12 protein-coding genes are annotated in these 12943 nt (G+C 50.7%); 7 read left to right on the top strand and 5 right to left on the bottom strand.

Going from position 1 to position 12943, the window contains the following annotated elements:
• Nucleotides 1-2 precede the first annotated feature (2 nt).
• The 3 genes from BLP64_RS01880 to BLP64_RS01870 are packed head-to-tail and all read right to left on the bottom strand — an operon-like array spanning nt 3 to nt 2422.
• The gene (locus BLP64_RS01880) at nt 3-1367 is read right to left on the bottom strand and encodes an SLC13 family permease (RefSeq protein ID WP_092591191.1); all 1365 of its coding nucleotides are present in this window, start codon (nt 1365-1367) and stop codon (nt 3-5) included.
• A gap of 16 nt (nt 1368-1383) precedes the next feature.
• Complete coding sequence (locus tag BLP64_RS01875; RefSeq protein WP_092591189.1) at nt 1384-1836, bottom strand: GNAT family N-acetyltransferase; 453 nt, start codon at nt 1834-1836, stop codon at nt 1384-1386.
• A 1-nt stretch (nt 1837) separates the two neighbouring features.
• Nucleotides 1838-2422, bottom strand: a complete 585-nt coding sequence (locus BLP64_RS01870; RefSeq protein WP_176754883.1) for a YceI family protein — start codon at nt 2420-2422, stop codon at nt 1838-1840.
• A gap of 136 nt (nt 2423-2558) precedes the next feature.
• On the opposite strand from BLP64_RS01870, the gene BLP64_RS01865 reads away from it, so the two are divergent.
• From BLP64_RS01865 to rluF, 7 genes are all read left to right on the top strand, one after another.
• The gene (locus tag BLP64_RS01865) at nt 2559-3416 is read left to right on the top strand and encodes a mechanosensitive ion channel domain-containing protein (protein ID WP_199286030.1); all 858 of its coding nucleotides are present in this window, start codon (nt 2559-2561) and stop codon (nt 3414-3416) included.
• A gap of 103 nt (nt 3417-3519) precedes the next feature.
• Nucleotides 3520-4209, top strand: coding sequence for a GntR family transcriptional regulator (locus tag BLP64_RS01860; protein ID WP_092591185.1), 690 nt, complete (start codon nt 3520-3522; stop codon nt 4207-4209).
• A gap of 1 nt (nt 4210) precedes the next feature.
• Nucleotides 4211-5092, top strand: coding sequence for a methylisocitrate lyase (gene prpB, locus BLP64_RS01855; RefSeq protein ID WP_092591183.1), 882 nt, complete (start codon nt 4211-4213; stop codon nt 5090-5092).
• Between the two features lie 29 nt (nt 5093-5121).
• Nucleotides 5122-6246 (top strand): bifunctional 2-methylcitrate synthase/citrate synthase, encoded by a 1125-nt coding sequence (gene prpC / locus BLP64_RS01850; RefSeq protein WP_092591181.1) that lies wholly within the window; start codon nt 5122-5124, stop codon nt 6244-6246.
• An 82-nt stretch (nt 6247-6328) separates the two neighbouring features.
• Nucleotides 6329-8926: a Fe/S-dependent 2-methylisocitrate dehydratase AcnD gene (gene acnD / locus BLP64_RS01845; protein WP_092591179.1), complete on the top strand. Its 2598-nt coding sequence runs from the start codon at nt 6329-6331 to the stop codon at nt 8924-8926.
• The gene (gene prpF, locus BLP64_RS01840) at nt 8926-10116 is read left to right on the top strand and encodes a 2-methylaconitate cis-trans isomerase PrpF (protein ID WP_092591177.1); all 1191 of its coding nucleotides are present in this window, start codon (nt 8926-8928) and stop codon (nt 10114-10116) included. Before acnD ends, prpF begins: the two co-directional genes overlap by 1 nt.
• 6 nt (nt 10117-10122) lie before the next feature.
• A complete protein-coding gene (gene rluF / locus BLP64_RS01835) occupies nt 10123-10917 on the top strand; it encodes a 23S rRNA pseudouridine(2604) synthase RluF (protein ID WP_092591175.1) in 795 nt (264 codons plus the stop codon).
• Between the two features lie 35 nt (nt 10918-10952).
• Here rluF and BLP64_RS01830 read toward each other — a convergent pair whose 3' ends face one another.
• Together BLP64_RS01830 and BLP64_RS01825 are read right to left on the bottom strand one after the other, a co-directional pair.
• Nucleotides 10953-11291: a DUF4870 family protein gene (locus BLP64_RS01830; RefSeq protein WP_092591173.1), complete on the bottom strand. Its 339-nt coding sequence runs from the start codon at nt 11289-11291 to the stop codon at nt 10953-10955.
• Between the two features lie 99 nt (nt 11292-11390).
• Nucleotides 11391-12833 (bottom strand): protein adenylyltransferase SelO, encoded by a 1443-nt coding sequence (locus BLP64_RS01825; protein WP_092591171.1) that lies wholly within the window; start codon nt 12831-12833, stop codon nt 11391-11393.
• Between the last annotated feature and the right edge of the window lie 110 nt (nt 12834-12943).

Here is a 12943-nt window from a genome sequence, read left to right as displayed (position 1 = left end):
GCTTAATAAACCAACAGCATGACAATCAAGGTGGTAAGGAACGCCATCATGATGCTCAGCACGATGCCTTCCTTGGCCATTTCTTTGATGCTCAACCGGTTGGCGGAGAACACAATGGAGTTGGGAGGCGTCGCAACCGGCAAACAAAATGCGCAACTGCAGGCAATGGCCGCTGGAATCATGAGTAATTCAGGCGGCATATCAAGGGCCGTGGCAGTGGCGGCCATTACCGGCATCAATAGGGTTGCGCTGGCGGTATTGGAGGTGACTTCGGTTAAGGCACTCACCGAAATCGTCACAATAAATACCAGCATCCAGGTTGGAATGTTCCCTAAATCGGCAACTGCATGACCAATAATTTCACTCAGACCACTGTTGACGAAGCCTTCTGCTAACGCAATACCACCCGCAAACAACAGTAGAATACCCCAAGGAATTTCAACGGCATCGCGCCATGTTAATAAAGGATTGCCTTCTTTATCTTGCCAAATAAATAGAATGAGCACGCCAATAAAGGCGATGGTTGCATCGTTCATATAGCTTAAGGTTGAAATGCTTGCCCAACCACCAAAAGGTGCGGTGCGTGTCATCCACAGGAAAATCACAATGCCGAATACGGCGACGACGCGTTTTTCCGCGCTTCGAACCGGGCCTGGCTCTTCAATTTCCATGGCGCTGGTGGTGGTGATGCCACGTGTTAACCACCATGCCATCATGGGAATTCCAATAATCACCAGCGGGATTCCAATCTGCAGCCAGCGGGTGAACCCAAAGGGAGTGCCGGTATAGCTTTCATAAACGGACGCAAAAATTAAGTTGGGTGGGGTACCAATCAAGGTTCCGATGCCGCCCACGGAGGCGGAGTAGGCCAATCCTAACAATAAAGCGCGTTGAAACTTTTGGTCAGGGCTGGCATCGGCGAGCGCTAAAGCGACTGGGAGTAAGGCCAGCACCGCTGCGGTATTCGATATCCACATGGATAAAAATGCAGTGGCAACCATGAATGAAAATACCATCCGCTGTGGGTTATTGTTGCCAATACGACGAACTAAGGTGAGGGCGATGCGCTTGTGAACGCCGCTCAACTCCACCGCTTTGGCCAACATAAAGGCCGCCATGAACAACAAAATAATGGGGTTACCCAAAGCGCCGGAAACTTCCGCAGCGGATGTGATTCCGCCCAAGGGTAGCAACACAAAGGGTAATAACGAGGTTGCAGGAATGGCGATGGTTTCGCTAATCCACCACCAGGCCACCCATACCGTTGTTGCAAGGGTCCACGCAGCGGGGGCCGGAATAGCTAAGTAATGATGCGCAATCACATAGGCTAAGAGTGCCGCAATGGGGCCAGCAATGCGATGAAACATAACGAGTGGTGCTCCCTCACTGAATGGTCGCGATCAATAATAAACGATCGTGCTGTGGACCCATAAAATTTGGAATGGATTCGCGTTGTTGGAATCCCAATTGTTGGTAAAGTCGAAGCGCATGCTGATTGTCAGGCGCTACTGTTAAAGCAATCTGTGTATAGTTTGTGGGCTTCGCCCGGAGTTGGTCAAGCAGATACTGCATGAGTTGGCGGCCGATGCCTTGCCCTCGCGCTGATTCAGCGATAAGTAAGGACATCACCCACAGGGTGTGGTCGGTTCCCGGTGTGGCGAGCACATAGCCGCACACTTGCTGACCGCGGGTGGCAACAAAAAAACCATCGGGCCATTGCACCAAGGCTTGGTAGAACAGGGCGCTGGGGTAACCGTCAGCGCCATAAGTTTGAAACTCGAGCGCGGCCAACTGTTCCACATCCTGGCGCGACGCTGGGCGTATGTCGAACGCCATGTTAGCGAGTGAATTGCACACTAAAGGTGACTGGCACGCTGTAATCAATTCGAGCTAACCCAGCGAGCTCACGCAACTTATTCACTCCAGCCACTAAATCAAAGGCTTTGGCATCGATGATAAGCGGTTGAATAGAATTAATCAGGAAGCGATCGTCATCAAGACGAGTGACTTGAATATGACTGCTGATGGTTTGCTTGGCACCGGCGATGGTAATGGTCAGCTCCACAGCGGTGGGCATTGTATCGCCTTCATCCAGTTGCAGGAACAACTGATCATCCAAACGGGTTGTCGCGGTCACCACTGAAAAGTCGGTGGACTTGAAAATGTGTTCCAGCATGCGTTCATCGCGGATCGGAATTTGGGTATCCAGGCCCACCACAGGAATTTCAACCGTGACTTGATTGTCAGCCCAGCTTCCTTGAATATCGGTGAAGCGATGAGTTTCTGCAATGTGATCATTTTTTACCGAAACAAAGTGCAAGCTTGAGTGCTCACTATCGAGTTGCCAGCTGTCAGCTGCTGCCGTTGCGCTAAAGAGTGTTACGGCCAAAGCCCCGATGGGTAAAATATTTTTCATAGACATACAGTTCATCCTTTAGTTGGGGTATAAAAGATAGCATAGCCGTTTGATTTACACGAGTTTAGCACTGACTATTTACACGAATGTTGTAATATAAGGATGAACAAATTAAAGCACAAATAAAAGGATTAGCGGACCGATGTACTTAGAAAACCTAACGGGCTTGTTGGGCGATATGGAGTTTACTGGGGAGCTCTTGCGCCCCATTGTTGCGACACTCATTTTGGTGGCGGTGATTGTGATTGTCCGTGCCATCTCTACGAAGTTTATTCGTAAGAGTGTAAAAGCCACTGAATTACGCCGCCGTTGGTTGGTACAAACCCGCAATATATTGCTGTTGTTTATGGTGCTGGGGCTCATGCTGATTTGGGCCGAAGAGCTGCGTTCCTTGGCCCTTGGTTTAGTGGCTATTGCGGTGGCCTTTGTGGTGGCCACCAAAGAGCTCATCATGTGCTTAACCGGAAGCTTGGTCAAATCCAGCGGCAGTGCGTTTAGTATTGGTGATCGCATTCAAATTAAAGATTTCCGTGGGGATGTGATTGACCAAAATTTGCTGACCACCACCATTTTGGAAGTGGGGCCGGGGAAATTTTCCCATCAACGGACTGGGCGGATGATTTCAATCCCTAACTCCCTGTTTGTTTCAGAGCCCGTAGTGAACGAAAGTTATACCCATGATTTTGTCTTGCACGTGTTTACGGTGCCGTTTAAACGGGAAGACAATTGGCAAGCAGCGCAGTTGGCGTTGTTGGAGTCGGCCAACCGTCATTGTGCCGATTATTTGGAGCAAGCGCGGCGCTATATGCAACGGATGAGTGACTATCGCGGAATCAACGTGCCCTCGGCCGAGCCTCGGGTTACTTTGTCAGTGCCTGCCGCGGGTGAGATTCATCTGATTGTGCGGTTCCCTTGTAAAGCACAGGTGCGCAGTTCCATGGAACAATCGATTTTGGCGGATGTGTTTCAGCATCAGTCGTATATCAGCGCAAAAAATTAACCTCATCTCTTTTGTAAATTGTCGACAATAATTCGGATTCAAACTTGGAATGCGTGAAATTTAGACGTATCATACGAGTTATCTTTGGATTATGTCGACAATTATGCCAAACGAACCTCAAAATCCTTTATGGCGCTCACCGGTTACCGCTGCGGATCGCTTACTGCTTGAAATTCAACGCACCATTGTGGAAGGTGAGATTGAGTCGGGCAGTAAAATCAGTGAACCAGAGCTAGCGCGTCAATTTAACGTGAGTCGGGCTCCATTGCGCGAAGCATTGGCGCGACTGGAACGTTGTCATTTGATTGAACGAACGCCCAATGCTGGTGCCCGAGTGGTTAAGTTATCCCGCGAAGGCTTATGCGCGCTGTATCAGATCCGTGAAGAGCTCGAAGGTCTTGCCTGTCGGCTGGCAGCGGAAAACATGGACGATGCTGAAATTCAGCAAGTGCAAGAGCTCCTGAACCAACATTTAGACACCCAACGCGTCCGTGAGGGCGAAAGCTACTATCAAGAAGCGGGGGACTTGGATTTCCATTACCGCATCATTTTGGGCAGCAAAAACCCGTATCTGATTAATATGCTGTGCGATGAACTGTATTTTTTAGTCCGCATGTATCGGGTGCAGTTGGGAATGAATGGACCGCGAGTTTCGCGCGCGTTTGATGAACATAAAGCCATTATTAACGCCATTGCGAATCGCGATGGCGAGTTAGCGGATTTGCTAATGCGGCGCCATATTGCGGCGTCGCGTGGCAATATCGAATTGAAACTGCAACAATTAGGAAAGTGATATGACTCAAATCTATAGTGCTGGCGCAAAGTTTCGGCAAGCGATTGCCAACAACAAGCCGCTACAAATTGTTGGTACCATCAACGCGTACACGGCAATGATGGCAGAGCGTATCGGGCACCAAGCCATTTATTTATCTGGCGCAGGGGTTGCCAACGCGTCCTTTGGTTTGCCTGATTTAGGCATGACCTCATTGAATGATGTGTGTGAGGATATTCGCCGCATTACGGGGGCGACGGAAGTGCCTTTGTTAGTGGATGCCGATACCGGTTGGGGTGGGGCGTTTAATATTGCTCGGACGGTCAAAGAAATGACGCGGGCCGGCGCTGCAGGCTTCCATATTGAAGACCAAGTTGCGCAAAAACGCTGTGGCCATCGCCCGAATAAAGAAATTGTTTCACAAGCGGAGATGGTGGATCGGGTGAAAGCAGCGGTGGATGCGCGGACCGATGAAAACTTTTACATCATGGCGCGTACCGATGCGTTCCAGCAAGAAGGGTTAGCTGCAGCCATTGAGCGGGCACAAGCCTGTGTGGAAGCCGGTGCTGATGCGATTTTTGCTGAAGCAGTGCACACGTTGGAACATTACCAAGCCTTTACCAGCGCCTTGGACGTGCCGGTGCTGGCGAATATTACCGAGTTCGGTGCGACGCCATTGTTTAGCAAAGATGAGTTAGCTGGCGCGGGAATTGAATTAATTCTTTACCCATTGAGCGCATTCCGTGCGATGAACAAAGCAGCGTTGAATGTCTATCAGAGCATTTTAACCAATGGTCACCAGCAAGATGTGGTGGATACCATGCAGACGCGGGCAGAATTATATGACTTCCTCAACTACCACGCGTTCGAAGATAAATTAGATCAATTATTTAAAAAACAATAAGAACGAACAAACAAACAAAGGAGTTAACCATGGTCGATAAGAAATTAACAGGCGCGGGTTTACGCGGCCAAGTTGCGGGTGAAACCGCGCTTTGTACCGTTGGCAAAAGTGGCTCAGGTTTAACTTATTATGGCTACGATATTAAAGAATTGGCGGATAAAGTCAGCTTTGAAGAAGTGGCCTACTTACTCGCTCACGGCGAATTGCCGAAGCAAGCGCAATTAGCAGACTACAAAGCGCGGTTGAAGCAACAGCGTGGATTGCCGCAAGCATTAAAAGACGTGCTTGAACGGATTCCTGCCGATGCTCACCCGATGGACGTGATGCGGACCGGCTGTTCGTTTTTAGGAAATTTGGAGCCGGAAGAAGATTTCAGCCAAGCCGATGCCAAAATTGAGCGCATGCTGGCTGTCTTCCCAAGTATTCTCTTGTACTGGTATCGCTTTAGTCACGACGGGGTACGCATTGAAACGGCGACGGACGATGACTCAATTGGCGCGCATTTCTTGCACTTGCTGCATGATAAAAAGCCTTCTCAATTGCACATTGATGTGATGAACACGTCGCTGATTCTGTATGCAGAGCATGAGTTTAACGCATCGACCTTTACCGCACGTGTTTGTGCGTCAACTTTATCGGATATTTTTTCTTGCGTGACTGGAGCCATCGGCTCTTTGCGTGGTCCTTTGCATGGTGGCGCCAACGAAGCAGCCATGGATTTAATTGAAAATATGAAGGATCCAGAAGATGCCGAACAAACCTTATTGGGGATGTTAGAGCGCAAAGAAAAAATCATGGGCTTTGGGCATGCGATTTATCGCGAATGTGACCCGCGCAATGATATTATTAAAGCCTGGTCTGAAAAACTTGCCCAAGAGTTTGGCGATCGCCGTTTATATGATGTGTCAGTACGCTGTGAAGAAGTGATGTGGCGGGAGAAAAAACTGTTCCCCAATGCAGACTTTTTCCATGCCTCTGCCTATCATTACATGGGCATTCCAACCAAGCTGTTCACCCCAATTTTTGTCATGTCACGCGTGTCTGGTTGGACCGCACATGTGAAAGAACAACGCGCGAATAACCGGATTATTCGCCCCAGCGCAGACTATATTGGACCGGGTCCACGTCCAGTACCTAGCTTAGCAGACCGCTAAGTAGTCGCGAATAAAGAGGCACCACGGTGCCTCTTTTGGATGCTTGCAACGATTCCCTAGTAGTCGAACGAGAGGCCTTGCTATGACTCACCAATACCGAAAACCGCTCCCGGGCACCACGCTGCAATATTATGATGCGCGTGCCGCGGTCGAAGCGATTCAACCTGGCGCCTATGACGGGCTGCCGTATACATCAAAAGTGCTTGCTGAACAGTTGGTTCGGCGCTGCGAGGCAGATGAACTTCCCGCATTTTTAAGTCAAATTGTTGAGCGCAAACGTGATTTGGACTTTCCTTGGTATCCGGCACGAGTCGTATGCCACGATATTCTTGGGCAAACCGCTTTTGTGGATTTAGCGGGTTTGCGCGACGCCATTGCCGAGCGTGGTGGGGACCCTGCTAAAGTCAACCCAGTGGTACCGACTCAATTAATTGTGGACCACTCATTGGCGGTAGAACATGCTGGTTTTGAGAAAGATGCGTTTGAGAAGAACCGAGCGATTGAAGACCGACGCAACGATGACCGCTTCCACTTTATCAACTGGATTAAAAAAGCCTTTAAAAACGTAGATGTGATTCCTCCGGGCAATGGCATCATGCACCAAATTAACCTGGAGAAAATGTCGCCAGTGGTGCAAGTTCGCGACAACGTTGCCTTCCCAGATACCTGTGTGGGTACCGATAGTCATACACCGATGGTGGATGCGCTGGGGGTTATTTCCGTTGGCGTGGGTGGTTTGGAAGCTGAAAGTGTGATGTTGGGCCGCGCGTCCTACATGCGCTTGCCAGAAATCATCGGGGTCGAACTGGTAGGCCGCCTCCAACCGGGCATTACCGGCACCGACTTGGTGCTTGCGATTACCCAGTTCCTACGCCAAGAGCGGGTGGTAGGAGCCTACCTTGAATTCTATGGTGAAGGGGCAGATAACCTGTCGGTGGGTGACCGCGCGACCATTTCCAACATGACCCCTGAATATGGTGCCACGGCAGCCATGTTCTACATTGATCAACAAACCATTGATTATTTGAAATTAACGGGCCGTGACGAGCAGCAAATTGAGCTGGTCGAATGTTACGCGAAACAAACCGGTTTGTGGGCCGACGCCATGAAAGGAGCAGAGTACGAGCGCACTCTACGTTTCGACTTAAGCAGCGTTGAACGGAACCTTGCTGGTCCTTCCAACCCGCATGCGTTATTACCTGCAGCGGAACTGAGTCAACGCGGCATTGCTAAGCCCATCGAGCAACCTGAAGACGGATTGATGCCGGATGGTGCAGTCATTATTGCAGCCATTACAAGCTGTACCAATACTAGTAACCCACGCAACATGATTGCGTCGGGCTTAATTGCACGCAACGCAAATCGGTTAGGCTTAACGCGCAAACCTTGGGTGAAAACCTCCCTGGCACCGGGCTCTAAGACCGTAAAAATGTACCTGGAAGATGCTGATTTGTTGCCTGAGTTAGAGCAACTTGGTTTCGGTGTGGTTGGTTTTGCTTGTACCACCTGTAACGGCATGAGTGGTGCGCTAGACCCAGCCATTCAGCAAGAAATTATCGATCGTGATTTGTATTCGGTGGCGGTGTTATCGGGGAACCGTAACTTTGACGGGCGGATCCACCCTTATGCGAAACAAGCGTTTTTAGCCTCTCCGCCGTTGGTGGTAGCCTACGCGATTGCGGGAACCATTCGGTTTGATATTGAGAAGGACCCGTTAGGGTACGACGCAAACGGCAACCCCATTACCTTGAAAGACATTTGGCCTAGCGATGAAGAAATCGATGCTATTGTTAAAACTGCGGTGAAACCGGAGCAATTCCGTCAGGTGTATGACCCGATGTTCAGCATTGATGTGGATTACGGTGAGACCATTAGTCCGCTGTATGATTGGCGTCCGCAAAGCACCTATATTCGCCGTCCTCCTTATTGGGAAGGCGCGTTAGCGACGGAAAACACGTTACGTGGCATGCGGCCATTGGCGGTGTTAGGCGATAACATCACCACCGATCACTTATCACCGTCGAACGCGATTCTGGCAAACAGTGCAGCGGGTGAATACCTTGCCAAAATGGGCTTACCTGAAGAGGATTTCAACAGCTACGCAACACACCGTGGTGACCACTTAACCGCCCAGCGGGCGACCTTTGCCAACCCCAAGCTGTTTAATGAAATGGTGTTGGACGAGCAAGGGAAGGTGCGTCAAGGTTCATTGGCGCGGGTAGAGCCTGAAGGGCAAGTCATGCGGATGTGGGAAGCGATTGAAACCTACATGGAACGCAAGCAACCGCTCATTATCATTGCTGGCGCTGACTACGGTCAGGGTTCATCACGTGACTGGGCCGCGAAAGGTGTTCGGTTAGCAGGCGTTGAGTGCATCGTGGCAGAAGGGTTTGAGCGGATTCACCGGACCAACTTAATTGGCATGGGCGTGTTGCCGCTGGAGTTTGAAGCAGGCACAACACGCAAGACGCTTGGCATTGATGGCACTGAAACCTTTGATGTCGAGGGGGAGGTTGCGCCAGGCACCACCATGACCTTGGTGATTCGTCGCCGCAATGGTGAGGTGGTTAAAGTACCGACCATTTGTCGTCTTGATACAGCTGAAGAAGTCTCTATTTATTCAGCGGGCGGCGTATTGCAACGCTTTGCTGATGACTTCTTAGCGGGTGAGGTGTCCTAATGACGTACGCTCCGCAATTGAAAATTGCCGCCACCTATATGCGTGGCGGCACCTCCAAAGGGGTGTTTTTTAAACGTTCAGAGCTGCCAGCGGCAGCTCAACAGCCGGGTGCTGCACGTGACCGCTTGATGCTACGCGTGATTGGCAGCCCGGATCCTTACGGTAAACAGACCGATGGGATGGGTGGTGCTACGTCCAGTACCAGTAAAGTAGTCATTCTTGATAAGAGCACCCGCGCCAATCATGACGTGGACTATCTGTTCGGTCAGGTTGCGATTGACCAAGCCTTTGTGGATTGGAGTGGCAACTGCGGGAATTTAACCGCGGCGGTAGGGGCGTTCGCCATTACCCAAGGGTTGATTGCACCGGAGCGGGTACCCGCCGACGGCCTTTGCGAAGTCCGTATTTGGCAAGCCAACATTGAAAAAACCATTATTGCTCAGGTGCCGATGCGCAATGGGCAGGTGCAAGAAGCAGGGGATTTTGAGCTAGACGGTGTCACCTTTCCTGCGGCCGAAGTCCAAGTTGCTTTTATTGACCCAGCGGCGGATGACGATGGGGCTGGCGGAGCCATGTTCCCAACCGGCAACGTGGTTGATGAGTTTGACGTTCCCGGCTTTGGTAAATTGCAGGCCACCTTTATTAACGCGGGCATTCCTACTATTTTTGTGAATGCCAAAGAGATTGGCTATACCGGAACCGAGCTGCAAGGTGCCATTAACGAAGATGCGCAAGCATTGGCACGGTTTGAAACCTTGCGTGCGCATGGGGCGTTGCAGATGGGCTTGATCCAATCGTTGGAGGAAGCGGCTGCGCGTCAGCATACTCCGAAAATTGCCTTTGTTGCGCCTCCTGCCGATTACACGGCCTCCAGTGGCAAAGCAATTGCGGCGTCCGAGATTGATTTATTGGTACGCGCCTTATCCATGGGGAAACTGCATCATGCCATGATGGGCACTGCGGCAGTGGCGATTGCTGCGGCGGCAGCGGTGCCGGGTACCTTAGTGAACCTTGCAGCGGGTGGTGGCGAGCGTGAACAAGTGACCTTTGGCCATCCATCAGGTACGCTACGCGTTGGCGCAGCAGCCGAATGTCAGGCAGGCCAATGGACGGTAACTAAAGCCATTATGAGTCGGAGCGCACGTATCTTGATGGATGGATGGGTGTACGTTCCAGCAGAACAAGTTTGAGGTAGTATGCAAACACGAGAGGCCGTTCGCCTAAATAAATTTATTAGTGAAAGCGGCCTGTGTTCGCGCCGTGAAGCCGATCGCTTTATTGAACAAGGGCAAGTGACCTTAAATGACCGCGTGGCCGTGGTTGGCGATAAAGTGGGCCCAGGCGATAGCGTGCGGGTCAATGGTCGGCTGATCAAGGCGCAAGATAAAGAGCGATTTGTGTTTATCGCACTGAATAAGCCAGTGGGGATTGTGAGCACAACGGATCCCGCAGAACCGCAAAACATTGAGAAGTTTGTGGGGCACCGGACTCGTATTTTCCCCATTGGTCGTTTAGACAAAGACTCGCAAGGGCTGATTTTCCTCACCAGTAACGGTGACTTGGTGAATAAGATATTGCGGGCCGGTAACCAACACGAAAAAGAGTATATCGTGACGGTGCATAAACCGATTACCCCAGAATTTATTCGTGGAATGGCCAACGGCGTACCTATTCTGGGTACGCGCACCAAGCGTTGCAAAGTCCAACAGCTCTCAACCTTTGTCTTGAAAATGGTGATTGTTGAGGGAATGAACCGACAGATTCGTCGGATGTGTGAGTATTTTGGCTATGAAGTGCGTAAGCTAGAGCGTACGCGCATTATGAATATTCGGTTGGGGCATCTACAAGTGGGGCAATGGCGGAATTTAACCGATGCTGAAATGGCGGAGTTAATGAAATCCATTGAACATTCGACCGGCTTGGCACCGGAAGGGCATCGTAGTCGGCGACCTAAATACCCACGGCCGAAAGGCGCAGCCCCGCGGCGTTAAAAATGGCGTGCAACACCGTTGCACGCCACCTCAACTTATACTGCCATAGGCTTGTTTTCGTTCAGATTAATCAATCCTTTCACCGCACGGTAAATATACCAAATAGCAGCAGCCAGAAACACCAGGGCGCCAATGACGAAAATGGTTAAGATGCTTCCGACAATGACCCACAAGAGCATCCACCAGAAGGTTTTAATTTGCCATTCAAAGTGCGACTCGAGGATTGTTCCGCGAACTTCGTCACGTTTCAGGTAGTTCATCACCACCCCGATAATCGCGGTGATGCCGGTGACAAGTGATACTAATTGCAAAACATAGATAATTAGCGTGTATTGTTTGTTTTGTGCGACGACAGCATCGTTCTGGTTTGTCATTATTGTTCCCTCACGAAATAAAATCAAAGCATTGGACTGCAATAACGAGCTTAATCAAAAATTTTGCTGATTGCTACGATTATGCAGACGAGGGTGTGCTTAGGTTCCACAAAAGGTGTGGGTGACCGCTTGGTCGGGGCGCGCTGGTTGCAGTTCGGCTTGACACTCAAGGCGCTCCTCATAGGGGTGGGCAAGAATTTGCTGCAGACGATTAAAATAGGTTAAATCACCGCTCTGAGATGCTTCTTGAATGGCGCGCTCTACTAAATGGTTGCGTGGAATATAAGCAGGGTTGCGCTGTGCTAGTTGAGCGACCGCCTGAGGAGTCACCTGTTGTTGCCAATCTTGGTACCACAATTGCCAGTCATCTTGGTGCTGAAATAATGGAGCGGCACGCTGCACATCACCATCGGCCAACACCCGAAAGGCCAAGGTATAGTCCACCTGATACGCCTGCATCAAATTCAAATAACGTTGGACCAGTTGTTGTGCTGCTGGGGTGAACTCGAGTCCGATTTTGGCGCACATGAGCTGCCAATAATGCTGTTCGTAAGTGGGCTGGAACTCCTCTAGCACTGCGGTGGCTTGTGCCACACTGGTGGTTTCGTCGCCGAGCAAGGGCAGCAATGTTTCTGCAAAACGGGCCATATTCCACAGTCCGATGGCCGGCTGATTCTGATACGCATAACGCCCTTGTTTATCAATAAAGCTGAACTTGGTTGCCGGGTGATAGGCTTCCATAAAGGCGCAGGGACCATAATCAATGGTTTCACCGCTAAGCGTCATGTTGTCGGTATTCATCACACCATGAATAAAACCAATGCTCATCCATTGGGCAATCAAGGCGGCTTGTCGATTTTGTACTTCCTCTAACAACGCCAAGTAGGGTTCATCAGCCTGGGTAAGGTGCGGATAGTGACGCTGGATCACGTAATCCATAAAGGTTTTGAGTAGCTCAAATTGTTGCTGGTGCAACACGTATTGGGCAGTTCCTACCCGCAAGTGACTGGCGGCAACGCGGGTGAGAATAGCGCCTGGCAGTGCGGTTTCTCGTTGTACCTGTTCACCAGTGAGTACGGCTGCTAATGCTCGGGTGGTGGGAATCCCCAGTGCGTGCATCGCTTCGCTTACCAGATACTCACGCAGCACGGGCCCTAATGCTGAGCGACCATCGCCGCCCCGTGAAAAGGGGGTACGGCCCGCGCCTTTCAATTGCACATCAACCCGCTGTTGCCCCTGGTCATCAAGCTCGACTTCAGTCAGTAATAAGGCGCGACCATCACCGAGTTGTGGGACAAAATGGGCAAATTGATGGCCGGCATAAGCCAACGCATGAGGGGTGACCCACGAGGGCAGTGTATTGCCCGCAAAGAGCTCAAGCCCCGCTTGGGTATCCCGCCAAGCACTTGGCCAAGCTAATTCATCTGCCAAGGCATGATTAAACGCCAACCATTGCGGTGCTATGACCGGAGTGGGCTGGCAAGCTCGTGCCAGTTGGGGAAATTGCGTGGCGTACGATTGGCTGGAGCGGAAGGCTGTCATGATTAAACCTCTACAAACGGGGCTCACAGTGTACCTGCTTTTATGGCCTTTGTGCTACCAGTGGGGGTGATTTTAGTCTGAAACTTGTTGACATAAATTTAATATAGACT

The sequence above is a fragment of the Pseudidiomarina indica genome (assembly GCF_900104245.1).
Taxonomy (GTDB): domain Bacteria; phylum Pseudomonadota; class Gammaproteobacteria; order Enterobacterales; family Alteromonadaceae; genus Pseudidiomarina; species Pseudidiomarina indica.
This window is presented reverse-complemented; position numbering and strand designations above follow the sequence as displayed.

Bases quoted from the DNA above. Each gene is read 5' to 3' on its own strand.
- prpF (WP_092591177.1), top strand. From the start codon at position 8,926: ATGACGTACGCTCCGCAATTGAAAATTGCCGCCACCTATATGCGTGGC.
- BLP64_RS01860 (WP_092591185.1), top strand. From the start codon at position 3,520: ATGCCAAACGAACCTCAAAATCCTTTATGGCGCTCACCGGTTACCGCT.
- prpC (WP_092591181.1), top strand. From the start codon at position 5,122: ATGGTCGATAAGAAATTAACAGGCGCGGGTTTACGCGGCCAAGTTGCG.
- BLP64_RS01875 (WP_092591189.1), bottom strand. From the start codon at position 1,836: ATGGCGTTCGACATACGCCCAGCGTCGCGCCAGGATGTGGAACAGTTG.
- BLP64_RS01830 (WP_092591173.1), bottom strand. From the start codon at position 11,291: ATGACAAACCAGAACGATGCTGTCGTCGCACAAAACAAACAATACACG.
- BLP64_RS01870 (WP_176754883.1), bottom strand. From the start codon at position 2,422: ATGTCTATGAAAAATATTTTACCCATCGGGGCTTTGGCCGTAACACTC.
- BLP64_RS01825 (WP_092591171.1), bottom strand. From the start codon at position 12,833: ATGACAGCCTTCCGCTCCAGCCAATCGTACGCCACGCAATTTCCCCAA.
- BLP64_RS01880 (WP_092591191.1), bottom strand. From the start codon at position 1,367: ATGTTTCATCGCATTGCTGGCCCCATTGCGGCACTCTTAGCCTATGTG.
- acnD (WP_092591179.1), top strand. From the start codon at position 6,329: ATGACTCACCAATACCGAAAACCGCTCCCGGGCACCACGCTGCAATAT.
- prpB (WP_092591183.1), top strand. From the start codon at position 4,211: ATGACTCAAATCTATAGTGCTGGCGCAAAGTTTCGGCAAGCGATTGCC.
- rluF (WP_092591175.1), top strand. From the start codon at position 10,123: ATGCAAACACGAGAGGCCGTTCGCCTAAATAAATTTATTAGTGAAAGC.
- BLP64_RS01865 (WP_199286030.1), top strand. From the start codon at position 2,559: ATGTACTTAGAAAACCTAACGGGCTTGTTGGGCGATATGGAGTTTACT.